Source organism: Thermobifida cellulosilytica TB100 (genome assembly GCF_001517975.1).
Lineage (GTDB): Bacteria > Actinomycetota > Actinomycetes > Streptosporangiales > Streptosporangiaceae > Thermobifida > Thermobifida cellulosilytica.
On record NZ_KQ950182.1, the window covers coordinates 512,073 to 537,346 of the forward strand.

A 25,274-nucleotide genomic window follows, 5' to 3' on the forward strand; every position below is an offset into this window, starting at 1 on the left:
GCGGAGCCGCCCCCGGAGGAAGAGGCTGGCCCGCCAAGGGCTGGCCGGCCAGCGGGGTCACCCCCGGCGGCAGCGGGCCGGACGCGGGCGGCCGCATGGGTCCCAGCGGGGCCTGGGGGCCTGATGCGAGGACGTCCTGGCCCTGGGCGGGCTGGGGCGGCGGAGGGGGAAACGCAGGCCGAGGGGCCTGCGCGGTCTCGTTCATGCCCCGGTTCGGGGAGGTGGGCGGCCGCATGGGTCCCAGCGGGGCCTGGGGGCCTGATGCGAGGACGTCCTGGCCCTGGGCGGGCTGGGGCGGCGGAGGGGGAAACGCGGACCGCGGAGCCTGCGCGGTCTCGTCCGCGCCCGGATTCGGGGGCGCGGGGGGAAGCGGCGGCCCGTAGGGGGCGGGGCCGTCGGTGGGCTCGTTCGGCTGGGGTGCGATGGGAGACTCCGGATGCTGTCCTGGGGCGGGAGCGAGCCGGGGAGCGACCCGTCCCCGCCGCGTACTGCGTCACGATTCCGTATGCTCGCCTGCTCAGGAACGGTCGCGAGGCCGCAGACCGGACTGGCTGGGGGGCGAAAGGGATCCTGTCGGAGGGGGCGCGTTCGGGGGGACACACCACCGGAAGCGAACAAGAGGGAGAGCGGTGACGGACCCTTCCCGGCCGCGCGCTATCCTCGTGAGGTAAGGCGGTGGCGACACTGCCGCCACTATCCTAGTCAGTGCTCTCCACGGGGGACCGTTCCACCGTCCGGTTCCGCTAGCGGAGCGACTGACCTCAAAAGACGCGCGGGCGCGTGACCAACCCGACGGGTCGGGGCCGGTGACGGTGCACAAGCACTCGTCACTCAAGGCATAATGAGAGTGGAGTAATCGCGCACCGCGACATGAGCGCTGGCCACCCCATGGCACGAAACCGGTGCATGGGGGCTTTGACCTGTGACTCATGTCCGGGCTACGATTCTCCTTCGTTGTGCGTTGAGTTGCCGTGGGTACCCACCAGACCTCGTTGGGCGCCGATCACGCATCACCGTCTGCGCACTCAAACCTACCGAAACGGCCCTCGGGGAACCGGGTGCCTTTCGGGCCAGTAATACGAGTTTCCCCGTCTTCGCAAGCGCGGAGGCGGACACCGCCGACTGAGAAGGCAATACGATCGTGCGCACATTCAGCCCCAAGCCCAGCGATGTCCAGCGTCAGTGGCACGTCATCGACGCCTCCGATGTCGTGCTCGGCAGGCTGGCGAGCCACGTCGCTGCGCTGCTTCGCGGCAAGCACAAGCCGTACTACGCGCCCCACATCGACACCGGTGATTACGTGATCGTCGTGAACGCCGACAAGGTGGCGCTGACCGGTAAGAAGTTGCAGCAGAAGCGGGCCTACCGGCACTCCGGCTACCCCGGTGGTCTGCGCGCTGTCCCCTACAGCGAACTGATGGCCAAGAACCCGGCCCGCGCTGTGGAGAAGGCGGTCAAGGGCATGCTGCCGAAGAACTCTCTGGGCCGTCAGATGGCCAAGAAGCTCAAGGTGTACGCCGGGCCGGAGCACCCGCACCAGGCCCAGCAGCCGGTGCCGTTCGAGATCACCAAGATCCAGCAGCCCGCGTAGGCGTTCGCGAGACTAAGGAAGTACGAGGAGAACCGTGGTCGAGCCCACCGGCATCGAAGACGTTCAGGAATTCGACGAGAACTCCGAGGAGTTCCCGGCCGAGTACACCACCGAGAGCCCCGAGGTGGCCGGCGAGACGTACATTCCGACCGCTTCCGGGCCCGCCCTGGGGACCGGGCGGCGCAAGACCGCCGTCGCGCGCGTCCGCGTCGTCCCCGGCACCGGCGAGTGGAAGATCAACGGCAAGTCGCTCGAGGCCTACTTCCCGGACAAGGTGCACCAGCAGCTCATCAAGGAGCCCCTGGTCACCCTGGGCTTCGAGGGCGCCTACGACGTCTTTGCCCGCCTGAACGGCGGCGGCACCAGCGGCCAGGCCGGTGCGCTCCGTCACGGCCTCGCCCGCGCGCTCGCCGCCATGGACCCCGAGCACAACCGCCCGCCGCTGAAGAAGGCCGGCTTCCTCACCCGCGACGCCCGCCAGGTGGAGCGGAAGAAGGCCGGTCTCAAGAAGGCCCGCAAGGCTCCGCAGTACTCCAAGCGGTAGCACGCCTTCCCGGTTCGGCGGCCGCGTCGTTCGACGCCGCCACGACTGGACGTGTTCCACCGGAACAAGGTCCCAGGCCCGCCAGCCATCCGTCAGGAGGACGGGTGGCCAGTGCGGGCCACAGTCGTTTCTGTCGACGCTCGGCCGCGTCAACCGCCGCATACTGGATCCCATGGCGTTGACCAGCGCCGTCACCTGGACGAAACGGAGCGATTGGTTCGTGACACGGCTGTTTGGCACTGACGGAGTCCGCGGGCTCGCAGGACGCGACCTCACCGCTGGACTGGCACTTGATCTCGCGATCGCGGCGGCCGAGGTACTGCCGGACCGGAACACGGGAGGAAGACGGCCCCGAGCGGTGGTCGGCCGCGATCCGCGCGCCTCGGGCGAGTTCCTGGAGGCGGCTGTGGTCGCGGGACTGGCCAGTGCGGGGGTGGACGTGGTCCGGCTCGGCGTGCTGCCCACCCCGGCCGTGGCCTTCCTGACCGGGACGCTGGACGCGGACTTCGGCGTCATGCTGTCGGCCAGTCACAACCCGGCTCCCGACAACGGCATCAAGTTCTTCGCGCGCGGCGGCCACAAACTGCCCGACGAGGTCGAGGACGAGATCGAGCGGCGCCTGGGCAACCCGGCCCCCGGAGCGACCGGGAGGGACGTCGGCCGGGTCACCGACACCGCCGACGGCGCGGAACGCTACATCAACCACCTGGTGGACTCCCTGCCCCACCGGCTGGACGGCCTCAAGGTCGTCGTGGACTGCGCCAACGGCGCCGCGGTGGGAATCGCCCCCGAGGCGCTGCGCCGCGCGGGAGCCGAGGTCGTCACCATCGGCGACCAGCCCGACGGGTTCAACATCAACGAAGGCTGCGGCTCCACCCACCTGGACGCGCTGCGCGCGGCGGTGCTGGAGCACAACGCCGACGCGGGCATCGCGCACGACGGGGACGCCGACCGCTGCCTGGCCGTGGCCGCCGACGGCTCGGTCGTCGACGGCGACCAGATCATGGCCGTCCTGGCGCTGGAACTGCACGAACGGGACGCGCTGAACGAGGACACCCTCGTGGTCACCGTCATGTCCAACCTCGGCCTCAAACTCGCCATGAAGGAGGCCGGCATCACCGTCGTGGAGACCCCCGTCGGGGACCGCTACGTCCTGGAGGCGATGCGGGCCGGATCGTACTCGCTCGGCGGCGAGCAGTCCGGGCACGTGATCCTGCTGGACCACGCCACCACCGGCGACGGCCTGCTGACCGGGATGCACCTGCTCGCCGCCGTCAACCGCCGGGGGGTGGCGCTGGCGGAACTGGTCAAGGTCATGAACCGCCTGCCGCAGGTGCTGGTGAACGTGCGCGGCGTGGACAAGACCCGGGTCGCCACCTCCGAGCGGATCGCCGTCGAGGTGGCCCAGGCCGAGGCGGAGCTCGGCGACAGCGGCCGGGTACTGCTGCGCCCCAGCGGCACCGAGCCGATGGTGCGGGTGATGGTCGAGGCGGCCTCGCAGGAACGCGCCCAGGACGTCGCGGACCGGCTCGCCGAGGTGGTCCGCGAGGAGCTGGGATAGCGCCGCACGGCGGCGCGCAGGCCCGGGCGTGATCCTTTTCTCCGGCGCCGCCCCGCAGGGCCTCAGCGGCCCTCTCAGCAGCCGTACCGCCTCCTGCCCGGACCCGCGGGCCCCGGAGGCGGGGCGGCTCCCGTTCCCGGACCGCCGTCCGCGCTCCGCCCGGCCAGGGCACACGGAAGGGGGCGGCTCCCCGCGGGGAGCCGCCCCCTTCCGTCCGTTCGGCGGCGCCCGGCGGACTACTCCACCGTGACGCTCTTGGCCAGGTTGCGCGGCTGGTCCACGTCGTTCCCCTTGGCCAGGGCCAGCTCGCAGGCGAACACCTGCAACGGGACGGTGGCCACGATCGGCTGGAGCAGGGTGGGCACCGCGGGGATCTCGATCAGCGTGTCGGAGTAGGGGCGCACGCTCTCGTCGCCCTCCTCCGCGATCACGATGGTCCGCGCACCCCGCGCCCGGATCTCCTGGATGTTGGAGACGATCTTGTCGTGCAGCACGCTGCGGCCCTCCCGCGACGGCACCACGACCACCACCGGCAGGCCGTCCTCGATCAGCGCGATGGGGCCGTGCTTCAGCTCGCCCGCCGCGAACGCCTCGGCGTGCATGTAGGCCAGCTCCTTGAGCTTGAGCGCGCCCTCCATGGCCACCGGGTAGCCCACGTGCCGACCCAGGAACAGCACGGTCTTGGCGTCGGCGAGGGAGCGGGCCAGCTCACGGACCGGCTCCACGGTGCTGAGGACCTTCTCGACCTGCTCCGGCATCCGGGCCAGTTGGCCGATGATCGTGTTGATCTCGTCGCCGAACTTCAGCCCGCGCACCTGGGCGAGGTAGAGGCCCACCAGGTAGCAGGCGACGAGCTGGGTCAGGAAGGTCTTGGTGGCGGCCACCCCGACCTCGGGGCCCGCGTGCGTGTACAGCACGCCGTCGGACTCCCGGGGGATCGTGGAACCGTTGACGTTGCAGATGGCCAGCACCCGCGACTGCTGCTCCCGGGCGTAGCGCGTCGCCATCAGGGTGTCCATGCTCTCGCCGGACTGGGAGATGGCGATGACCAGGGTCTGGCGGTCCAGGATCGGGTCGCGGTAGCGGAACTCGCTGGCGACCTCGACCTCGCACGGGATACGGCACCAGTGCTCGATCGCGTACTTGGCGATCAGGCCCGCGTGGTAGGAGGTGCCGCAGGCGATGATGACGATCTTGGAGATCTGGCGCAGCTCCTGGGGCGCCAGCCGCATCTCGTCCAGGGTCAGGGTGCCGTCCACGGCCACCCGGCCCAGGAGGGTGTCGGCGACCGCGCGCGGCTGCTCGACGATCTCCTTGAGCATGAAGTACTCGTAGCCGCCCTTCTCGGCGGCGGAGGCGTCCCAGTCCACGTAGTACTCGCGCACCGGTGCGGGAGCGCCGTCGTAGTCGGTGATGGTGACCGAGTCGGGACGCAGCTCGACGACCTGGTCCTGACCCAGCTCGACGGCGTCACGGGTGTGCGCGATGAACGCGGCCACGTCGCTGGCGAGGAAGTTCTCCCCCTTGCCGCGGCCCACCACCAGCGGGGAGTTGCGGCGCGCGGCCACCACCAGGTCGGGAATGTCCTCGCAGATCGCGACCAGGGTGAAGGCGCCCTCCAGACGGCGGCAGACGGAGCGCATCGCGGCGCCCAGGTCCTTGTCGCCGCGTTCCTTCAGCTCCTCGCTGAGCAGGTGGGCCACGACCTCGGTGTCGGTCTCGGAGCGGAACTTGCAGCCGCGCTCCTCCAGCTCCACCCGCAACTGGGCGAAGTTCTCGATGATGCCGTTGTGGATGACCGCCACGCGGTTGGTGTTGTCCACGTGGGGGTGGGCGTTGTGGTCGGTGGGCGCACCGTGGGTGGCCCAGCGGGTGTGGCCGATGCCGATGCCGTCGGCGGAGCGCGGGTTCTGCTCCAGCGCGGCCCGCAGGTTCGCCAGCTTGCCGGCGCGCTTCTCGGTCTGAAGCTTGCCGTCGCTGAGGATCGCGACACCGGCGGAGTCGTACCCCCGGTATTCAAGCCTGGCCAGGCCTTCGACGACGACTTCCAGCGCCGGTTTCGGCCCGACGTAGCCAACGATTCCACACATGAGCGTCAGAGTAACCAAAAAAGGAGGCGGAAGAGAGCTGCGACGGTCTGGCCCAATCACGATTTTCGCAGGTAGCGGTATAGACCAGAGGTCCGTGTACCCCCTTTGACGCAGGTCGTGGCGGTGCGGTTCGCCCGCATTCGCCCGCGGGAGCGTCTGGCTTCTCACACAGAAAAACCCGAGGTCCGAGCGTTTCCCGGGCTAGCGCAGCCAGGGGAAGCGCCGCACCAGCGGGCTCTGGCGCCAGACCCGGCCCAGTCCCCAGACCTCTCCCGAGCCGTTGGCGGCCAGACCGAAACCGAGCAGGAGCAGGATCAGGTGGAGGTTGACGAACAGGTCCGGCGGGTCGGGGAACCGGGCCAGCGCGGACAGGCCCATCAGCAGCGCGTTGCCGACCGCGGCGGCGCGCAGCGCCACCCCCAGGGTGAAGGCCGCGCACAGCAGCAGGAGCAGCAGCATCAGGGCCAGGTCGAGCAGGGGATGGCCCGCCGTGGGGCGGAAGAGCTCCGCGGCGGGGGAATCCAGGCTGATCAGGGACCACCGGATCGGGCTGTTGCCGGTGAGCCAGGCCCGCTCGGGCGGCGCGAACCAGCCCAGGCCGAAGGTGAGGTCCAGGAAGGCCCACAGGTAGCCCAGCCCCAGGTTGATCCGGAGCAGCGGCCACACGACGGCGGCCGTGTCGCCCGACGGGCCGGTCGGGGCGGGACGCAGGCTGTGGGAGCGCTCACGGAGCACGGACACGGGAATCTCCACTCCTCGGATCTGCAAGGAAGACAGCACACAAGGGGGGTGTCGTCCAGCGCAACCGGCGCGTACCGTCGGAATAGTTCACCGCTGCGGTCTTTTTACGCGCCCCGGACCAGGACTTTGCGCTCGGTCCGGCCGGGAGCGGGTGATCCGGTCCGGCACGGGGGCAGGGAAGAGGCGGGGCGCACGCCGATACCGAATCCCGTTCGTCTAGGGTGGGCAGACGTGTCTCATGCGACGAAGAACGGCTTCCTGACGCCGTACATGGAACTCGACCGCGATTCGTGGGCCGAGTTGCGGGCGGCGACCCCACTGTCGCTGACCGAAGCGGAGCTGGAGGTGCTGCGCGGCACCGCGGACCCCACCTCGCTGGACGAGGTCCGCGACATCTACCTGCCGCTGTCCCGGCTGCTCAACCTCTACGTCAAGGCCACCCGGCAGCGCCACGCGGCGGTGCGCGGCTTCCTCGGGGAGAGCGACCGCCCCACCCCCTTCGTCATCGGAGTGGCCGGAAGCGTGGCGGTCGGCAAGTCCACCACGGCCCGGCTGCTGCGGGCACTGCTGGCCCAGTGGCCCGACCACCCCAACGTCGAACTCGTCAGCACCGACAACTTCCTGTACCCCAACGCGGTGCTCCAGGAGCGCGGGATCATGAACCGCAAGGGCTTCCCCGAGAGCTACGACCGGCGCGCGCTGCTCCGGTTCGTCTCGGAGATGAAGGCCGGCGCCGACATGATGAAGATCCCCATCTACTCGCACCTGGCCTACGACATCCTGCCCGGCGAGACGCAGACCGTGCACCGGCCCGACATCCTCATCGTCGAGGGCATCAACGTGCTCCAGCCGCCTCCTGCGGGACGGCTGGCACTGGCCGACTTCTTCGACTTCTCCCTCTACGTGGACGCCCGGGTGGAGCACATCCGCTCCTGGTACCTGGACCGGTTCATGGAGCTGCGCCGCACCGCCTTCGAGGACCCGCGCTCCTACTTCCACGCCATGGCCACCTCCGCCACCGAGGAGGAGGCCAGGGAGTTCGCGCTCAACACGTGGCGCACCATCAACGAGGTCAACCTGGTGGAGAACATCATCCCCACCAGGCCGCGCGCCACCCTCGTCCTCTACAAGGGCGAGGACCACCGGGTCCGCCGGGTCCGACTGCGCAAGACCTGACCCCTCAGGAGCCGCGGGGGCGGTGCCCGGTGGGACCCAGGCAGTCGGCGAACGGGCCGTCGGAGCCGAGCAGCCGGTCCAGGGCGGGGTCCAGGTGGTCGCGGTGCCACAGCCCCGGCCCCGACGGCCCGGACAGGTGGGTGTCGGTGAGTTCCAGGTAGGCCAGGCGCACCGCGTGCAGCCGTCCCACCGCCTCGTGGTGCTCCCACCAGGCCGGGCACCAGCGGGTCACCGGCCCCGCGTAGACCGGGATGAGGAAGTCGTTCACCCAGGAGACGAGGGCGGCGAGCTCGCCGCGGTACTCCTCCCGGGACAGGTTGAAGATGAACTGCGACGCGGGCTGCCGCTCCTGCGACCGCGGGGGCGCGGTACTGGTCGCGATCTCGCTGAGCTGGGTTTGCAGCCGGATGACGTCCGCGCCGAGCTTGTGCATGGCGTTCTGCAGGAGGGAGACGCGGTCGGTCAAGCCGGAGTCGGTGGTAACACGGTCGTCAGTGAAGGTCATGGAAGTGTTCCGTGCTGCTGCTCGATGGATGGCGGCTGGTCTTCGCGGTGGCAAAAGTAAACCAGGGAGGGCAATCGGCCCCGGCGGGTGGATCGGGTAGCTGTGTGGCGGAGGACACACAGCCGCGTCGGGTGGAACATCACCACCATGATCGCACCGAGCGCCGGGCATGCCGTGCGATCGATCCGACCGTCGACCGATAGGGGAGAGCATGCGCACCGCACACGTCGTGGAGACCGTCCGAACCGCCGAGCACGCGCTCATGGCCCGGCTCCCCGACGGCACGCTGATGCACCGGGCCGCCTTCGGACTGGCCTCGGTCTGCGCGCAGATCCTGCCCCGCGTCTCGGGGGCGCGGGTGGTGCTGCTGGTCGGCAGCGGCGACAACGGCGGCGACGCGCTCTTCGCCGGAGCCGAACTGGCGCGGCGCGGCGCCGCGGTGACGGCGGTCGCCGCGGGCCGCACCCCGCACCCGGGCGGCCTGGCCGCGCTGCGCGCCGCCGGAGGCCGCACCGCCGCCGTGGCGGAGGCCGCCGACCTCGTCGCCGCCGCCGACCTGGTCGTGGACGGCCTCGTGGGGATCGGCGTGCGCGGGGCGCTGCGCGAACCGCACGCCTCCCTGGCCGCGCTGACCGAGACCACCGACGCCGCCGTGGTCGCCGTGGACCTGCCCAGCGGGGTCGACGCGGACACCGGCGCGGTCCCCGGGGCCAGCGTGCGGGCCGACGTCACCGTCACCTTCGGCACCCACAAGCCGGGGCTGCTCGTCGACCCGGGAGCGCAGCGCGCCGGGGTCGTGGAGTTCGTGGACATCGGCCTGGCCCCGGACCTGCCCGCCCCGGACGTGGTCGCCCCGCAGGCCGCCGACGTCGCCGCGCTGCTGCCGCGCCCGACCGCCGAGAGCGACAAGTACCGGCGGGGCGTGCTCGGCCTGGCGGCGGGCAGCGACCGCTACCGGGGGGCCGCGGTGCTCGCGGCCGGGGGAGCGCTGCGCACCGGCGTGGGCATGCTCCGCTACGCGGGACAGCCCGAGGTGGCCCGCGAGGTGGTGGCCCGCTGGCCGGAGGCGGTCGTGTCGGTCCTGGACCCGATGGACCCGGTGGCGAGCCTGCCCCGGCGGGTGGCCGCGTGGGTGATCGGGCCGGGCCGCGGCCTGCACCCCACGGCCGCGGCGGAACTGGAGGCGGTGCTGGCCACCGAGGAGCCGGTGCTGGTGGACGCCGACGCCATCACCCTGCTGGCGCGCGACCCGGACCTGGTGCGCAAGCGCGACGCCCCCACCCTGCTCACCCCGCACGCGGGCGAGCTGTCGCGGCTGCTGCCCGGCGCCGACCGCGCCGACATCGAGGCCAACCGGCTGGAGCACGCGCGGCGGGCCGCCGCCGAGTACGGCTGCACGGTGCTGCTCAAGGGCTCCACGACCCTGGTCGCCGAACCGGGCAGGCCGGTGGCGGCCAACCCGACCGGCACCCCGCTGCTGGCCACCGCGGGCAGCGGGGACGTACTGGCGGGCATGATCGGCGCGCTGCTGGCGGCTGGCCTGCCCTCGTGGGAGGCCGCGGTGTGCGGTGCCTACCTGCACGGCCTGGCCGCCCGCCTGGCCCACGACGGCGCACCGATCAGCGCCTCCGACCTGTTCGACGCCGTCCCCCGGGCCATCGCAGCGGTCACCCGCCCCGGGGAGTAGACGCGGGCGGCCGTGCCCCGGGGCACGGCCGCAGCACAGAAGGGCCTGCCCCGGACGTGGGATTCGAGGGCCGTCCGCCGGGCGGCGGTACGGGGACCCCTGCCGCCTGCTTCGGCCGCGAGGCGCGGCAGCCTTGACCGCTCCTCGGGTGCGGGAGGGACTGTCGGCCGCCGGGTTCCCGGATGGCGGAGCGCTGCGGAGAGCCGACAACCCCTCAAGCACCAGAGCGCCCCTCAAGGCTGCCGGGCCTCCCGGCCGAAGCAGACCGGAGGCTTCCCCGCCCGCATCGCCCCCACCCCCGGGGCCCCGTCAGCGGCTCCAGCACCCGACCGCCCGCTCGGAACGCCAGTGTTCTTCCGCCAAAATTGGTCTAAGGTGACTGACGGGCCGAGACTGCCCTGCAAGGTTGATCACGGCAAGATAACGCCCCGAAAAACCGCAGGTCAGTTTCTGTGCTCCCCACGCACGTGGGGATGGTCCGCACTTCGACCAGGCACTCCTGGAAGAGCTCGCGTGCTCCCCACGCACGTGGGGATGGTCCGTCGGATCGGGCCATCCCCACGTGCGTGGGGAGGTGCTCCCCACGCACGTGGGGATGGTCCGAGGACGCCGATGTCTGAGACCACGCCCCGTCCGTGCTCCCCACGCACGTGGGGATGGTCCGGTCACCGCCGAGTACGTCATGGAGCACCTCCCGTGCTCCCCACGCACGTGGGGATGGTCCGCCAAGGCCGGGCGGGTGCTGTCGGCGAAGAACGTGCTCCCCACGCACGTGGGGATGGTCCGGGCACCAAACGCTGCACGGTCCAGGGCTGCGGGTGCTCCCCACGCACGTGGGGATGGTCCGCCTAGGCCTCATCGGTTTTCTCCCTAGCTAGCGTGCTCCCCACGCACGTGGGGATGGTCCGACCTCATGCAATCGGGCGGTCTCGTCATCGTCGTGCTCCCCACGCACGTGGGGATGGTCCGGAGCGCCGTGCACGCGCCCATGCTCTCCCGGAGTGCTCCCCACGCACGTGGGGATGGTCCGTCGACAACCGGCACACCCTCGTCGTGGGGATGGTGCTCCCCACGCACGTGGGGATGGTCCGATCGTGTCGGTTGCCGCCCGCCGCGACACGTTGTGCTCCCCACGCACGTGGGGATGGTCCGGCCAGGAACGCGTTGATCGCCAGGTTCTTCGCGTGCTCCCCACGCACGTGGGGATGGTCCGGCCATACCACGGGCACGGACGTCCGGTTGGCGGTGCTCCCCACGCACGTGGGGATGGTCCGCCGTCAAACCCATCGCCCCCACCAAACCGGCCGTGCTCCCCACGCACGTGGGGATGGTCCGACCGACCCGGCCGCGCTCGCCGAGCGGCTCACGTGCTCCCCACGCACGTGGGGATGGTCCGATCATGCAGACCGCCATGCAGCGAGCCGCCTAGTGCTCCCCACGCACGTGGGGATGGTCCGAGTCTGCCCCATTTTGTCTGGTTTCTGTTTGAGTGCTCCCCACGCACGTGGGGATGGTCCGTCGGGGTACCTGCGGGTTCCGGAGGCCTCGAGGTGCTCCCCACGCACGTGGGGATGGTCCGCCACGGGCGGAAACGTGATTACCGCGCGGTTCGTGCTCCCCACGCACGTGGGGATGGTCCGAACTCGGCCCAGGACATGGGGCGACTGATCGCGTGCTCCCCACGCACGTGGGGATGGTCCGGCCGCGATCGACGGCCTGGTGGACGCCCGCGTGGTGCTCCCCACGCACGTGGGGATGGTCCGCGGTTGGGGCCGCACGCCGAGGCGGCGTGGACGTGCTCCCCACGCACGTGGGGATGGTCCGCAGTGGATAGGGGCACGACCCACGCGGGGTTCGTGCTCCCCACGCACGTGGGGATGGTCCGGCTATGGTGAAGGGCGGTCCGCTCGCTGACCTGTGCTCCCCACGCACGTGGGGATGGTCCTAGACCGCGACCCGGCGCGGGTCCCGCGCCTTGGTGCTCCCCACGCACGTGGGGATGGTCCGCCGCGGCCAGTCGCTTTCCGGGATGCCCTGCTGTGCTCCCCACGCACGTGGGGATGGTCCGTCGCGGCTCCTCGACCAGTCGCGGCTCCTCGGGTGCTCCCCACGCACGTGGGGATGGTCCGGGTCTTCCGGAGCCCTGGCAAGCCGGAGTCAAGTGCTCCCCACGCACGTGGGGATGGTCCGTGAATTCGCCTCCGCTCGCCGCGGTGCAACGCGTGCTCCCCACGCACGTGGGGATGGTCCGCGTTCGTGGTGGTGCTTCCGGGGGAGCCGAGCGTGCTCCCCACGCACGTGGGGATGGTCCGGGGGAGGAGTCGTCGCTGTGGCTCCACTGCGCGTGCTCCCCACGCACGTGGGGATGGTCCGGCCCCGCCACCACCACGGTGACGGGGCCTACTGTGCTCCCCACGCACGTGGGGATGGTCCGTCGTACTCCTCGTGCAACCACACCGTTTCGATGTGCTCCCCACGCACGTGGGGATGGTCCGAGGGCGGCGAGTGATCCACTTCTGCATGAACTGTGCTCCCCACGCACGTGGGGATGGTCCGGGGCGATGAGCGCCGAGTCGCGCGGAGGCGACGTGCTCCCCACGCACGTGGGGATGGTCCGCGTTCGCAACCGGCCGCGGCAACGCCACCAAAGTGCTCCCCACGCACGTGGGGATGGTCCGCGGCGGGTGGTGCTGGGTGAGTTCGGGCCGGTGTGCTCCCCACGCACGTGGGGATGGTCCGCCTGCCGCAGACGCTTGCGTCGTTCTCAGCCTGTGCTCCCCACGCACGTGGGGATGGTCCGGCGAACATCGCCCGAAAAGCGCCGTCCCTGACGTGCTCCCCACGCACGTGGGGATGGTCCGACGTGAAACAGGTCGTGGCCGCCGCGCGCGCCGTGCTCCCCACGCACGTGGGGATGGTCCGGCGCGCAGGGACAGGGCGTCGCAGTGCGGGCAGTGCTCCCCACGCACGTGGGGATGGTCCGCGGCTAGCCACACGTTCCTTGTCAACTCAATAGTGCTCCCCACGCACGTGGGGATGGTCCGCCCGGCAATGTAGGTTTCTCCGTCGTCATCCTGTGCTCCCCACGCACGTGGGGATGGTCCGGCGCAGGACCTCTGGAATGACCTGAAAGAGGCGTGCTCCCCACGCACGTGGGGATGGTCCGATCACCCCGGAGCTGCGCGGCCAGCTCCAGCGGTGCTCCCCACGCACGTGGGGATGGTCCGTCACCGGACGTGCCCCAGCGGATCTTGCGGCCGTGCTCCCCACGCACGTGGGGATGGTCCGCGGCCCCCGTCCACCTGAGTGGTGGGCGGGGGGTGCTCCCCACGCACGTGGGGATGGTCCGACCGCCCGAGTCGCCGTGGACGGCACAGAGACGTGCTCCCCACGCACGTGGGGATGGTCCGCCGCACCTCGCCAAAACGGCCGTGCCGCGCCGGTGCTCCCCACGCACGTGGGGATGGTCCGTGGCTGTACCGGTCTGGGGTGAAGCGCGGCGCGTGCTCCCCACGCACGTGGGGATGGTCCGATCCGCGTCCACACCGACACCGGTGAGGTGCTGTGCTCCCCACGCACGTGGGGATGGTCCGGCCGCTGCTTCCTTCGGGGACCACAGCCGGTCGTGCTCCCCACGCACGTGGGGATGGTCCGTATGCGGCGAGCCGCTTGGGGTCAGAGGCCCGGTGCTCCCCACGCACGTGGGGATGGTCCGCTGACGGCGGCTACATCGTCGCCCCGCCGTCCGTGCTCCCCACGCACGTGGGGATGGTCCGACAGTTCGGGCTTGCCGGACACCTTGAACGTGGTGCTCCCCACGCACGTGGGGATGGTCCGCCATAGCTCCTCCAACGTCAGGTTGCGTGCACGTGCTCCCCACGCACGTGGGGATGGTCCGCCCCCTCCAGAGCCCAAGAGTCGTGGGGGCCCGTGCTCCCCACGCACGTGGGGATGGTGCTGCATTGCAGCAACAGTTTCTGTCTGCTTCGGACGCGAGGCGCGGCAGCCTTGACCGATCCTCGGGCGCGGGAGGGGTTGCCGGGCGGCGGGTTTCCGGGTGGTGAAGCGCTACGGGAAGCTGACAGTCCCTCAGGTACCGGAGCGGCGCTCAAGGCTGCCGCGCCTCGCGGCCGAAACAGAGGGAACAGTGAAGTGCCCCCACCAGCCTGGGCCGGGCCGCGAGGTTGCGGCACCGTTTCACCGTCTTCCATGGCCCTGGGGGCATAACAAGCATCTGTTCTGTCCCTGGGGCCATGATCGTCAAGGCCGTGCCGGTGGTCGTCCGTGGCGTCCGGCGACAGGAGGGCTTCCAGCCGGTTCCGCGGTCCAGCGGGCAGGACACGAGCGGACTGTGGGACTGCGGGGGCGTTGCCGACGGCTGGGGTGCTTGCCCAGGTTTTCCCGAGTGAAGGAAAACCGCCCGGGCCGCTGGTAAAGTCCCAGGTCGCCAAGGGAGCTCCCCGCGCACGCGGGGATGGTCCCGGCGTACCTGACCGCGGAAAGGCTCTGTTCAGGTGTGGGTGACGTGGGTGGGGTGGGCGATGGTGTTGCTGGAGAGTTTGAGCATGGGCGGCAGGCCAGGGGAGTCGGTGTAGCCGGTCACGGTGTGCAGGTTGCCCCCGAACCGCACCCGGGCACCGACCGGGTAGGCCTCGCGCAGGGCGTCTTCTTCGCGGGTGCGGGTGATGGCGGCCAGGGTCTGGGCCAGGGCGTGGATCTGGGCGGGGGACAGTTCGGTCTTTCCGCGCCAGACCCGGTTTTCGCTGATGCGGTAGATGCGCGCCTGTTCGGACCGGCCGCTCACGGGGCCTCCTCCCCGGCATCGCCCTTCGGGTTGTCGTTGTGGCCGAGTAGTCCGGGGGCGGCGTAGATCCAGCGGTCTTCGGTCTGCTGCTGGTAGAGGCCGGAGGCTCCGCAGTGGGTGAGGAGCAGGAAGCGGTCGTTTCCGTGGTCTTGGGCGAGGGTGTCCAGGTGGGTGCGGGTGACGGTGAGCCCGTCCAGAGGGCCGGCATACAAGGTCACGAAGTCGTCATCAGGCATGGAACACAGAACCTTTTCGACGTCGAATCGGGGTGGCCGGGGCCGGGGAAGGAGACGGCCCCGGCCACGCTTGCGGGGCTGACTGCTGCGGGCGTGGGCCGACCGCAGCGGGGCTGGGTCGTGCGGGATGCGGTCCGGGCGTGTGCGGCCTGCCCGGGCGGGTTCGGTCAGGTTCTTGGGGTGGGCCAGTGGAGGAGGAAGTAGACGCCGTGGGCGTGGGGCAGGCTGCCCCAGCGGGTGGTGAGCTGGTCGACCAGGGCCAGGCCGCGCCCGCCCTCGGCCAGCCCGCCAAGGTCGGCCTGGAACACGTGCGGGGTGTCGTGCCGGTGCAGGAGGGCTCCGCTGTGCACCTCGCCCCGCACCCGGCACGGGGTGGTCTCCACGCGCACGCTGAAGGTGCCCCCGGAAGCCCCGGTGCGGGTGTGGCGTAGGGCGTTGGTGGCCAGCTCAGAGACGACCAGCTCCACCGCCTCGGTGACCTCGTCGGGCACCCCCACCGGACAGGCCCGCAAGGACGCCGCCACGAAACGCCGCGCCGCCCCCACACTGTGCGGCTGTCCGGGCAGGGTGGTGAACACCGTGCTCACCCCGCCTCCCCGGCCTCTGCGGCCTGTGTGGCCTGCCCGGCCTGGTCGGGTGGCGTGGGCTGCCAGGGGCGGGTGCGCCGGTACAGGGCCACCGCCGACAGGGCCGCGCCCAGCAGGCTGTCGAGGTTGGCCAGGGCGGTGACCGTGGCGGACACGTCGCCTACGGGCAGGATGAGCTGGTCTGCTCCCAGCACCACGGCCAGGCCGCGGGGATGCTCCTCCACGTAGGCGCGCCCGTCGGCCAGCAGAGCAATCTGGTCAGCAGTGAGGGTGTAGTCGGCCATCACCACCCGCCCCCGTTCCACCGCTCCTGCGCGCTGTCGGTGCGCTGTCCCGCCGCACGGCCGCCCTCCAGACGGCCGCCCGGCTGGGTGCCGTGACGGCCACGGCTTCGGCTGCTCCCGTAACTGTGGCCGTGGGGGAGGAAGTGCTGGCCGTAGTAGCCGCGTACGGGGTGGGGGTGTTCGTAGGTGGCCAGGATGTGGTCGAGCAGGTCCACGTCGTCGGCGGCCACCGTGCTTCCGGTGACCCGGTTGCGCGCCACGTACGGGCAGGGGGAGCCGTGGGTGTAGGTGGCCTCCCACAGGGCCGAGTGGCGGCGGGCGCAGGCGGCGAACTCGGTGTAGTTCGGGATGCGCGGGGGCAGGGTCCGTGCCTGCCGCTTCGGCGGTGCGGCGTGTCGCGGCCGGTGCACCACGGGCCGCCTGCGGAGTGCGGGGGAGTCGGGCGCGGGGCGGAAGGCCGCCAGCAGCAGCGGCACGGCCAGGCCCAGCACGAGACCCGCCACACCGCGGGCACCTCGCCCGGCGGCCGCGTTCTGAGGAGTCCTGGAGGAGGGCGTCGTGCCGCCTCCGCGGTGGGAGCCTGCCCGCACAGGGCGGATGCGGGCGTTGTGCCGCGAATCGGGCACGGGTAGGGCAGTAGCCTTGGGCATGAGTCACCACCTGGTCCAGTCAGGTCGGGGGCTAAGGCCCTGTCCGGTGTTGGCGCACCGGACAGGGCCGCTTGTGTCTGTTACGGCTGGCACCACGTGCAACCTTGAGAGCAGGAGTGGTGCGGTGAGCGGATTTCGGCTTCAGGTTCACTATAGGCTAGGTTGCCTAGGCATGCTAGTCATATTGCGGGAATCGGGCGCACTTCTTCTAGCTTGGCTAGGCAGGTTCTCTAAGCTGGCTTCATGGCCATCGACCCTGAAGATCCCCGACCGCCTTTTCAACAGGTCGCCAACGCGCTACGCGCCGCCATCCTCACCCGCAAGCTCAAGCCAGGGGATAAGCTCCCCTCCGGAGCCGAGTTGGCGGCGACCTACGGAGTGGCGCGGATGACCGTGCAGCAGGCCATCCGTGTCCTCCGTGACGAAGGACTGGTCGTCTCCCAACAGGGACGCGGAGTGTACGTACGCGAGCGTGTCTCCCGTCCAGTCGGTCTGCGCCCTCACATTGGGCGCGCCTTCACCAGTGAGACTGTCACCATCGACTTCGCCGGTCTGTCCGCGGAGACCCTTCACGGAGCCCTGCAAGAGCCGCTGGACCAAGTTCGCCACGGGCGGTTCACGCCCCGGAGCATTCGGATTCGCATCCTCGTCCCGGACACCTCGGTTCCGATGGCTGTTCCCACACGGGGTGACACTGGCGCGGACGATCCCGAGATTCGCGCGCGACTTCAGCGGATCATCCTGCGCTACACCCAGGCCATCGAGGACGTTGTCGGAGAGCTGGAAACGCTGGGATTGGTGGAGAGCGCTACCGTGGAAACCCGTGTCTATGCCACCTCACCCACTTTCAAGCTCTACATCATTAACCAGAGGGAGGTGTTCTTCGGCTTCTACCCGATCACCCAGCACGCCGTCACCATCAACCAGGAGAGGATCGACATCTACGACCTCATGGGCCGTGACTCCGTCCTCTTCCACCACAGCCACGACGAGGATCCGGAATCCGTCGCTTCCCAGTACGTGACACAGGCGCGGTTGTGGTTCGACAGCGTCTGGGGAACGATCGCCACAGGACGTTCCTGATGACTGGCGCTGACCACTGTGCTCTGCTGCCTCTGCTGCGGCAGACCAGTGCGGTGCTGCTTGATTTCGACGGGCCGGTCTGCGACCTCTTCTCCGCCTATCCCGCACCCCGAGTCGCCGCGGACCTGCGCGACCACCTGGACGCCCACGCCATCCCCGTGCCCGAGGAGCTGCACGGCCTGGACGATCCGCTGGCCCTCGTCCGCCAGCTCCACCGGCACGCCCCCCAGCACTACCCTGCGGCCGAGGCGTTCCTGACCCGGGCCGAGACCCGCGCCGCCGCCCGCGCCGCCCCCACCCCCGGGGCTGTGGAGGCCCTGGCCGCCTGCGCCCGCCGGGCGCTTCCGGTCGCCGTAGTCAGCAACAACTCCCCCGAAGCCATCCGGACCTTCCTGGCCGCCCGCGGCCTGCAAGGGCTGGTCGCCGGGGTCTTCGGACGAGACAAGACCACCCCCGAGCGGCTCAAGCCCCACCCCCACCTGCTGAACCGGGCAGCCGCCGCACTGCGCACCCCCCACCGGGAGTGCCTGATGGTCGGAGACTCGACCACCGACGTCCAGGCCGCCCACGCCCTGGGCGTGCGCGCGCTGGGCTACGCCAACCAGCCCGGCAAGCACGCCGCTTTCCAGAGACTCGGCTGCGCAGCGGTCATCACCCGCATGACCGACCTCGCTCACGCACTTCTGACTCCTGCGGCCTGAGTCGAAGGACGGCTCTGGCCCTCGTGTTCACCCCCGTGTTGATGTCAGCGACAGGACCGACGCAGCCATGACGGAGCAGGGCAGCGCTGGCACACCAGAGCCCTCTCAGACCAGCCCGCCCACAGGGAAGCCCAACGCCGATCCCGGGCGCAGAAGCGGATGCTGCGACCGTCGGATGAGAAGTCCGCTGCTCGCAACATCCCCGGGTGCGCGGGGAGCATCCTTGACGATCATGGCCCCAGGGACAGAACCGACGCTTGTTCTGCCCCTGGGGCCATGACGGTGACGCGGTGCCGCAGCCCTGTGACCCGGTCGGGCTGGCGGAGGCAGTTCACTGCCGGCCCCGGCCGAAGGAGACAGAAACCGTCACCGCCGCGCGAAGGCGTCCGCAGCCTGGAAAGCGTCTGTGGGGAGTACGCGGACGGGAGGGCCGGGGCGAGGGAGAGCCAGGACTGTCCCTGAACACGTGGGAAACCCTGGCGCGGGTGGTCCGACGGCCCGGCCGTGGTGGGCGCTGGACCGTCCGGTCTGCCTGCGCCTGCCGACGGAACTGGTCCTACCAGCGGCCTCAGCCGGGCCGGAGCCGCGGCGCCCGCAAGGCGGGCATTCCCGTGTTTTCCGGTGAAGTGGTGTTCTCGGATGTCTTGAAAAAGTGTTGATTCGTCGCGATAACGTAAGCACTTCGCCGGATCGCTCCGGCGTGACGTGTTGTGTCGGCACACCGGACACGGGAAAACGAGGCCATGGACCAGCAGGCCATGCTCACGCGCGATCTGGTACTGCGGATCTGCGCCACCGCCACCGAGTTCGACCCGGAGTGGATCCGGCTCGACCGCAAGGTCGTGGCGCCGTTCACCGCACCGCGTGACACCTCCCTGATCGAGCGGGTCACCGCCGCGGCCGCCGCGGTGGGCGTGGAGCACGTGCTGATCTGCCGCACCCGGCCCGAGTACGCCTACGAGCCGGTCACCCAGGTGCGGGCGGCCACCGCCTCCCTGATCGGGGTCATCCGCAGTTGGGGTGACGAGCCCACCGACTTCCTGGTGTGCCTGGAGGACTTCTCCGCCGCGGTCCTGATCACCGCCGAGGAGCTCACCGTGGCCGCCGGACCCGCCGACTACGTGGCCGCCCTCGTCGGCCCCGACATCGGCCGGGCCCGCGCCGACTTCGCCGCCGCCGCGCACGACCGGCAGGACCCCGATCTGCTGGAGGCCGCCGACCTCTACGGCTGCCCGGTCCCCGACGACCCGGCCGCGCCGTCCCGCCGCAGCCTGGCCGACCGCATCACCGGCCGCAACCGCGCCGACCGCGACGGGCCGCCGCGTGCCGCCGCCGGGCCGCGCGCGCTGCGGGGCGCGTGGGGGTGGGCCATGGTGGTCGTGCTCGTGGTCGCGGCGCCGTTCGTCCCCGGCATCCCCGGGACCGTGGCCGTCGCGGTGCTCACGGTGTGGCTGCTCGCCCAGCTCGCCTGGCTGGCCCGGTCGCGAACGCTCAGCTTCGCCGCGCTGCTGCGCCTGGCCCTGCTCGGCGCGCTCACCACCTGGCCGGTCGCCCTGGTGGAGCTGGCCGTGGCGTCGGCGGTGCGGCTCGACCCGGGCGACCCGCTCGCCTACGTCTACCTCGCGGTGCCCGTCGAGGAGGCCGCCAAGTTCACCCCGCTCCTGCTGTTCTGGCTGGTGGCCCGGCGGCGGATGCGGCGCTTCGCGGCCGTGGACTACCTGCTGGCCGCGGCGGCCTGCGGGGCGGGCTTCCAGCTCGTGGAGTCGGCCGCCTCGCTGCTGGTGTTCAGCGACGCGGTCGCCTACCCGCTGCCGCAGGGCGGGCTGTTCACCCTGCTGCCGGGCTGGCTGGAGCACCCCGTGGCCGGTATCCGCTTCTCCGGCCACGCCGTCACCACCGGGCTGGTCGGCGCCGCGGTCGGCCTGGCCGTGGTGGGGCGGGGCCTGTACGGGGCCAAGCTGTGGCTGCTGCCGCCGCTCGCGCTGGGCGCCACCGCGCTGGAGCACCTCAACCACAACGCGGCGCTGGCGGAGCTGACTCCCACCGCGCTCACCACCGTGGTCTTCGCCCTGTACGGCAACGGCGCGGCGACCCGCTGGCTGCTGCTGCTCCTGCTGGTCTGCGCGGTGCTGCTGGACCACCGGATGCTCCGGTTCGCCGCGCAGAGCACGCCGCCCCTGCCGGGGGAGGCCCCGCTGCGCGGGCTCACCGCCCGGGCCCACGGCCGCGCCGTGTGGCGCCGCTCCCACCTGCCCGGGGACATCGCCCCGCTGTTCCGCGGCATCGCCCTGGCCTGGGCGCGGTTCCCGGTGACCCTCACCCAGGCGGCGTCGGCGGTCCTGCACGAGTTCGCGGTGCAGCTCGCGGCGGCGAGACGGGGACCGGCGACGCTCTACTCGACCTGGCGGCTCCTGCGCCGCCGCCGGGAGCACGCCATGGGCGTGGCCCGCGCCGCGGGGCGGACCCGGCGGCAGGACCCCGACCGCGGGGAGCTCGCCGCGGAGGTGGACGGCCTGGCCGAACGGCTCGGCCTGGCCGCTCCCGCTCTGGCGGCCTCCGCGGTCCTGGCGGTCGCCGGGGCGGTGGCCGCGGCGACCGTCCCGCTTCCCGCGGCGGTCGGCGAGCCCGGAGCGGCCTACGCGTTCGTCACCGTCACCTTCCTGACCGACTGGTTCACCGCGCTGCCCACCGTCCAGGCCGCCTGGGCGGCGGCCGGGACGCTGGCCCTGGCGTCGCTGCTGGCGAGCGGGTGGAGCGTGCCGCGCGACCTGCCCAGTCTGCGCCGCTTCCTGCGCACTCCCAGCGCCGCCGTCGGCACGGTCCTGGGGGCGGGCGCGCCCGGCCAGCTCCCCTACGCGGTGGTGGGCCTGCTCGGCCTGCTGCTGCCGAAGAGCACGGACCGGCTTCTTGCCCGCTCCCGGTGACCGCTCTCTCCCCGACCGCGACGGCCTCTCGGGCCGCGCGCCAGGGCCGCAGGTCACGAGCGTGAACGCCCCTTTTCGTGACAGACTTGCAGACATGCCTTCTTTTGCCGAAGCCAGGGTCGATCTGGACGCCATCAGCGGCAACGTCTCCCTGCTCGCCGAGCGGGCGGCGGGGGCGCTGGTCATGGGCGTGGTCAAAGCGGACGGCTACGGACACGGCATGCTCCCCGCCGCGCGGGCCGCGCTCGCCGGGGGCGCGACCTGGCTGGGCACCGCCTTCATCTCCGAGGCGCTGCACCTGCGCGCCGCCGGGATCGACGCCCCCGTGCTGGCCTGGCTGGTGCCTCCCGGCGAACCCCTCACCGAGGCGATCGACGCCGGTATCGACATCGGCGTGGGCTCGGTGTGGCTCGTCGACGAGGTCCTCGACGCGGCCCGCCAGGCCCGCCGTCCCGCCCGCGTGCAGCTCAAGGCCGACACCGGGCTCAACCGCGGCGGCATCGGCCCCGTCGAGTGGCCGGACGCGGTCGCCGCCCTGGCCCGCGCCGAGGCCGAGGGGCTGGTCACGGTCACCGGTGTGTTCTCGCACTTCGCCTGCGCCGACGACCCCGGACACCCCGCCACCAGCGCGCAGTTGGAGGCGTTCCACCGGGCGCTGGACGTCGTCGACAAGGCCGGGCTGCGCCCGGAGGTCCGGCACATCGCCAACTCCGCGGCCGTGCTCACCCGCCCCGACGCCCGGTTCGACCTGGTGCGGCCGGGCATCGCCGCCTACGGGCTCTCCCCCATCCCCGGGCTGGCCGTGCCGGGGCTGCGCCCGGCCATGACGCTCAGCGCCATCCTGGTCGGCTGCAAGCGCGCCCTCGCCGGAAGCGGCGTCTCCTACGGCTACCGCTACGTCACCGAACGCGCGACCAACCTGGCGCTGGTGCCCCTCGGCTACGGCGACGGCGTGCCGCGCGCCGCCACCAACCGCGGTCCCGTGTTCGTGGCGGGCCGCCGCCGCACCATCGCGGGCACCGTGTGCATGGACCAGTTCGTCGTGGACATCGGCGAGGACACGGTCTCCCCCGGCGACCGCGCCATCCTGTTCGGCCCCGGCGACCACGGCGAGCCCACCGCCCAGGACTGGGCCGACGCCCTGGACACCATCTCCTACGAGATCGTCACCCGCATCGGGCAGCGCGTGCCGCGCACCTACACCGGCGCCGTGCGCTGAACGCGGACCGTCCGGCCCACTCCCCGCAGTGCCTACCCTGGTGCTGTAGGGCGAGTACCCGACGCCTCCCTCCGACGCCGCGAGCCGAACGCACATGACCGACACCGCATTGACCGACACGACCACCGTCACCGTCGCCACCGACACCGCGATGCGCGCGCTGGGCAGCGCGATCGCCGCCGAGGTGCGCGCCGGTGACCTCATCCTGCTGTCCGGGCCGCTCGGCGCGGGCAAGACCACCTTCACCCAGGGGCTCGCCCAGGGGATGGGCGTGCGCGGCCCCGTCACCTCGCCCACCTTCGCCATCGCCCGCACCCACCCCAGCCTCGTCGGCGGACCCGACCTGGTCCACGTCGACGCCTACCGGCTCGGCGGCCCCGAGGAGCTCGACGACCTCGACCTGGAGGCGGGCCTGGCGGAGTCGGTCACCGTCGTCGAGTGGGGCACCGGCATGGCGGAGTGGCTCAACGACGACCGCCTGGAGATCAGCATCGACCGGCACGCCGACGACGTGCGGACGGTGCGGGTCCGCCGGGTGGGGGAGCGCTGGCGCGGCACGCTGGCCGCACTCGCCGCGGACGAACTCGAATAGGCTGGTCGACCGTGCTGCTTCTGGCTTTTGACACCGCCACCCCCGCCGTCACCACGGCCCTGTGCGAGCCCGACCCCGACGGTGTGCGGGTGCGCGCCGCCCGGTCCTCCGTGGACGCCCGGCGCCACGGCGAACTGCTCGCCCCCCAGATCCGCTCCGTCGTGGCCGACGCCGACGCCGTGCTCGGCGACGTCACCCACATCGCCGTGGGCATCGGCCCCGGCCCCTACACGGGGCTGCGCGTGGGACTGGCCACCGCGCACGCCCTGGCCGAGGCGCTGGGCGTGCCGTGCGTGGGCGTGGCCACCCTGGACGCCCTGGCGTGGGCGTCGGGCCGCACCACCCCGTTCGTCGCCGCCACCGACGCCCGCCGCCGGGAGGTGTTCTGGGCGCGTTACGCCGACTCCGCCACCCGGATCGGCGACATCCGCGTGGACCGGCCCGCCGACGTCGACACCGGGGGAGCGCCGGTGATCGGCCACGGCGCGCTGCTGTACGCCGACGTCTTCGGACAGGACCCCGATGCGGCCGCCCCGGTGTACCCGTCGGCCGCCGCGCTGGGGGAGCTGGCCGTGCGCGCGCTGCTCGACGGGACCGAGCTGCCCGAGCCGCGCCCGCTGTACCTGCGCCGCCCCGACGCCCAGGTGCCCGGGGCACCCAAGAAGGTGCGCCAGCCCACCGCGGCCGAGCTGGGGCAGGCCCGATGACCCCGGTGCTGCGTCCGATGACTGTCGACGACGTCGACGAGGTCATGAAGCTGGAGCGGGAGCTGTTCCCCACCGACGCCTGGACCGAGGGGATGCTGCGCGACGAGCTCGCCCAGCCCGACCGCTACTACCTGGTCGCCCAGGACCCCGACGGCCCGATCGTCGGCTATGCGGGGCTGCGCGCGGTGCCGCCCGAGGGCGACGTGCAGACCATGGCCGTGGCCCCCGACCGGTGGGGGCGCGGCATCGGCGGCACGCTGCTGGCCGCGCTGCTGGACGAGGCGCGCCGCCGCGGCGTCGGCGCCGTGTTCCTGGAGGTGCGGTCGGACAACCCGCGCGCCCAGGAGCTGTACCGGAGGTTCGGTTTCGTGGAGATCGGGATGCGCCCCGGCTACTACGTCGGCGCCGACGCCGTCGTTATGCGCCGCCTGGAGCCCTTTGAGGAGGAGCGATGAGCACTGCCGGGCAGCCGCCCCTGGTCATGGGGATCGAGAGTTCCTGCGACGAGACCGGGGTCGCCTTCGTGCGCGGCTGCGAACTGCTCGCCGACGAGGTCGCCTCCAGCGTCGACCAGCACGCCCGCTTCGGCGGGGTGGTGCCCGAGGTCGCCAGCCGCGCGCACCTGGAGGCGATGACGCCCACCGTGCGCCGGGCCGCCGAACGGGCGGGCGTGCGGCTGTCCGACGTGGACGCGATCGCGGTCACCGCCGGCCCCGGGCTGGCGGGGGCGCTGCTGGTGGGCCTGTCCGCGGCCAAGGCGTACGCGCTGGCCCTGGACAAGCCGCTGTACGGGGTGAACCACCTGGTCGGCCACGTCGCCGTGGACCAGTTGGAGCACGGCCCGCTGCCCAAGCCGGTGGTGGCGCTGCTGGTGTCCGGCGGGCACACGTCGCTGCTGCTGGTCCGCGACCTGGCCACCGACGTGCGCCTGCTCGGCGAGACCGTGGACGACGCCGCGGGCGAGGCGTACGACAAGGTGGCCCGCCTGCTCGACCTGCCCTACCCGGGCGGCCCGCAGATCGACCGGGCGGCCCGCGGCGGCGACGGCCGGTCGATCCGCTTCCCGCGCGGCAAGTGGGGCGACGGCACCTACGACTTCTCCTTCTCCGGGCTGAAGACGGCGGTGGCCCGCTGGGTGGAGGACGCCGAGCGGGCGGGCCGCACGGTCAGCGTGCCGGACGTGGCCGCGGCCTTCCAGGAGGCGGTGGCCGACGTGCTGACCCGCAAGGCCGTGGACGCCTGCCGGGAGTACGGCGTGCGGCACCTGGTGATCAGCGGCGGGGTGGCCGCCAACTCGCGGCTGCGCGCGCTGGCCGAGGAGCGCTGCGCGGCGGCGGGCATCGAGGTGCGGGTGCCCCGGCCCCGGCTGTGCACCGACAACGGCGCGATGATCGCGGCCCTGGGCGCGGAGGTCGTGGCGGCCGGGCTGCCGCCGTCCCCGCTGGACCTGGCCACCGACACCTCGCTGCCGGTGAGCAGCGTGCTGGCGGGCTGAGGGGAACGCCGGGGAAACCCCTCCGCTGCGGGCCCCCGGGCCGTGTGACGCGGTCCTCCTGCCGTGGCGCCCGCGGTCCTGTCGTTGCACCGCGCGG

The 25,274-nt window shown here is 72.0% G+C and carries 21 protein-coding genes and 1 CRISPR repeat array; of the genes, 13 read left to right on the plus strand and 8 right to left on the minus strand.

Going from position 1 to position 25,274, the window contains the following annotated elements; genetic code table 11:
* The first annotated feature begins 1,141 nt into the window (after positions 1–1,141).
* The 3 genes from rplM (at position 1,142) to glmM (ending at position 3,696) form a co-directional block, all read left to right on the plus strand.
* Positions 1,142–1,591 (plus strand): 50S ribosomal protein L13, encoded by a 450-nt coding sequence (rplM, locus tag AC529_RS12475; protein ID WP_068756780.1) that lies wholly within the window; start codon positions 1,142–1,144, stop codon positions 1,589–1,591.
* Positions 1,592–1,625: 34 nt separating this feature from the next.
* Positions 1,626–2,135, plus strand: a complete 510-nt coding sequence (rpsI, locus tag AC529_RS12480; RefSeq protein WP_068756782.1) for a 30S ribosomal protein S9 — start codon at positions 1,626–1,628, stop codon at positions 2,133–2,135.
* Between the two features lie 220 nt (positions 2,136–2,355).
* Positions 2,356–3,696 (plus strand): phosphoglucosamine mutase, encoded by a 1,341-nt coding sequence (gene glmM / locus AC529_RS12485; RefSeq protein WP_068756784.1) that lies wholly within the window; start codon positions 2,356–2,358, stop codon positions 3,694–3,696.
* Between the two features lie 236 nt (positions 3,697–3,932).
* Here the strand turns inward: glmM and glmS are convergent, their stop codons facing one another.
* Complete coding sequence (glmS, locus tag AC529_RS12490) at positions 3,933–5,786, minus strand: glutamine--fructose-6-phosphate transaminase (isomerizing) (protein ID WP_068756786.1); 1,854 nt, start codon at positions 5,784–5,786, stop codon at positions 3,933–3,935.
* A gap of 201 nt (positions 5,787–5,987) precedes the next feature.
* Complete coding sequence (locus AC529_RS12495) at positions 5,988–6,527, minus strand: hypothetical protein (RefSeq protein ID WP_068756788.1); 540 nt, start codon at positions 6,525–6,527, stop codon at positions 5,988–5,990.
* 270 nt (positions 6,528–6,797) lie between these two features.
* On the opposite strand from AC529_RS12495, the gene coaA reads away from it, so the two are divergent.
* Positions 6,798–7,703: a type I pantothenate kinase gene (gene coaA / locus AC529_RS12500; RefSeq protein ID WP_068756790.1), complete on the plus strand. Its 906-nt coding sequence runs from the start codon at positions 6,798–6,800 to the stop codon at positions 7,701–7,703.
* Between the two features lie 4 nt (positions 7,704–7,707).
* Here coaA and AC529_RS12505 read toward each other — a convergent pair whose 3' ends face one another.
* A complete protein-coding gene (locus tag AC529_RS12505) occupies positions 7,708–8,208 on the minus strand; it encodes a DUF4913 domain-containing protein (RefSeq protein WP_068756791.1) in 501 nt (166 codons plus the stop codon).
* A gap of 211 nt (positions 8,209–8,419) precedes the next feature.
* Here AC529_RS12505 and AC529_RS12510 point away from each other — a divergent pair, with 211 nt between their 5' ends.
* The gene (locus tag AC529_RS12510) at positions 8,420–9,895 is read left to right on the plus strand and encodes a bifunctional ADP-dependent NAD(P)H-hydrate dehydratase/NAD(P)H-hydrate epimerase (protein ID WP_068756793.1); all 1,476 of its coding nucleotides are present in this window, start codon (positions 8,420–8,422) and stop codon (positions 9,893–9,895) included.
* Positions 9,896–10,347: 452 nt separating this feature from the next.
* A CRISPR array of direct repeats spans positions 10,348–13,854; the repeat unit is 29 nt; unit sequence GTGCTCCCCACGCACGTGGGGATGGTCCG.
* 551 nt (positions 13,855–14,405) lie between these two features.
* Here the strand turns inward: AC529_RS12510 and AC529_RS12515 are convergent.
* The 5 genes from AC529_RS12515 to AC529_RS20955 all read right to left on the minus strand — a co-directional run bounded on the left by AC529_RS12515 (position 14,406) and on the right by AC529_RS20955 (position 16,309).
* On the minus strand, positions 14,406–14,699 hold the full coding sequence (locus AC529_RS12515) for a hypothetical protein (protein ID WP_068756795.1): 294 nt from the start codon (positions 14,697–14,699) through the stop codon (positions 14,406–14,408).
* Complete coding sequence (locus tag AC529_RS12520) at positions 14,696–14,935, minus strand: hypothetical protein (RefSeq protein WP_157080196.1); 240 nt, start codon at positions 14,933–14,935, stop codon at positions 14,696–14,698. Before AC529_RS12520 ends, AC529_RS12515 begins: the two co-directional genes overlap by 4 nt.
* A 167-nt stretch (positions 14,936–15,102) precedes the next feature.
* Positions 15,103–15,522: an ATP-binding protein gene (locus AC529_RS12525; RefSeq protein WP_068756799.1), complete on the minus strand. Its 420-nt coding sequence runs from the start codon at positions 15,520–15,522 to the stop codon at positions 15,103–15,105.
* The gene (locus AC529_RS12530) at positions 15,519–15,806 is read right to left on the minus strand and encodes a hypothetical protein (protein ID WP_198156400.1); all 288 of its coding nucleotides are present in this window, start codon (positions 15,804–15,806) and stop codon (positions 15,519–15,521) included. Before AC529_RS12530 ends, AC529_RS12525 begins: the two co-directional genes overlap by 4 nt.
* The gene (locus tag AC529_RS20955) at positions 15,806–16,309 is read right to left on the minus strand and encodes a hypothetical protein (protein WP_232306716.1); all 504 of its coding nucleotides are present in this window, start codon (positions 16,307–16,309) and stop codon (positions 15,806–15,808) included. The genes AC529_RS12530 and AC529_RS20955 overlap by 1 nt, the downstream gene beginning before the upstream one ends.
* 390 nt (positions 16,310–16,699) lie before the next feature.
* Between AC529_RS20955 and AC529_RS12540 the strand changes: the two genes are divergently transcribed.
* The 8 genes from AC529_RS12540 (at position 16,700) to tsaD (ending at position 25,177) form a co-directional block, all read left to right on the plus strand.
* Positions 16,700–17,539, plus strand: a complete 840-nt coding sequence (locus AC529_RS12540; protein ID WP_068756803.1) for a GntR family transcriptional regulator — start codon at positions 16,700–16,702, stop codon at positions 17,537–17,539.
* Positions 17,539–18,240 (plus strand): HAD family hydrolase, encoded by a 702-nt coding sequence (locus tag AC529_RS12545; RefSeq protein WP_068756804.1) that lies wholly within the window; start codon positions 17,539–17,541, stop codon positions 18,238–18,240. The genes AC529_RS12540 and AC529_RS12545 overlap by 1 nt, the downstream gene beginning before the upstream one ends.
* A gap of 743 nt (positions 18,241–18,983) precedes the next feature.
* Positions 18,984–21,164, plus strand: a complete 2,181-nt coding sequence (locus AC529_RS12550; protein ID WP_068756806.1) for a hypothetical protein — start codon at positions 18,984–18,986, stop codon at positions 21,162–21,164.
* Between the two features lie 94 nt (positions 21,165–21,258).
* Positions 21,259–22,383 (plus strand): alanine racemase, encoded by a 1,125-nt coding sequence (gene alr / locus AC529_RS12555; protein WP_068756808.1) that lies wholly within the window; start codon positions 21,259–21,261, stop codon positions 22,381–22,383.
* 94 nt (positions 22,384–22,477) lie between these two features.
* Entirely contained in the window at positions 22,478–22,975 is a 498-nt protein-coding gene (tsaE, locus tag AC529_RS12560) for a tRNA (adenosine(37)-N6)-threonylcarbamoyltransferase complex ATPase subunit type 1 TsaE (RefSeq protein ID WP_068756810.1), read from the plus strand.
* Between the two features lie 11 nt (positions 22,976–22,986).
* Positions 22,987–23,682, plus strand: a complete 696-nt coding sequence (tsaB, locus tag AC529_RS12565; RefSeq protein ID WP_068756812.1) for a tRNA (adenosine(37)-N6)-threonylcarbamoyltransferase complex dimerization subunit type 1 TsaB — start codon at positions 22,987–22,989, stop codon at positions 23,680–23,682.
* Positions 23,679–24,137 carry a ribosomal protein S18-alanine N-acetyltransferase gene (rimI, locus tag AC529_RS12570; RefSeq protein WP_068756814.1) on the plus strand — a complete coding sequence of 153 codons (459 nt, stop codon included), beginning with the start codon at positions 23,679–23,681 and terminating at the stop codon, positions 24,135–24,137. The genes tsaB and rimI overlap by 4 nt, the downstream gene beginning before the upstream one ends.
* Positions 24,134–25,177 (plus strand): tRNA (adenosine(37)-N6)-threonylcarbamoyltransferase complex transferase subunit TsaD, encoded by a 1,044-nt coding sequence (tsaD, locus tag AC529_RS12575; RefSeq protein WP_068756816.1) that lies wholly within the window; start codon positions 24,134–24,136, stop codon positions 25,175–25,177. Before rimI ends, tsaD begins: the two co-directional genes overlap by 4 nt.
* The last annotated feature ends 97 nt before the right edge of the window (positions 25,178–25,274 follow it).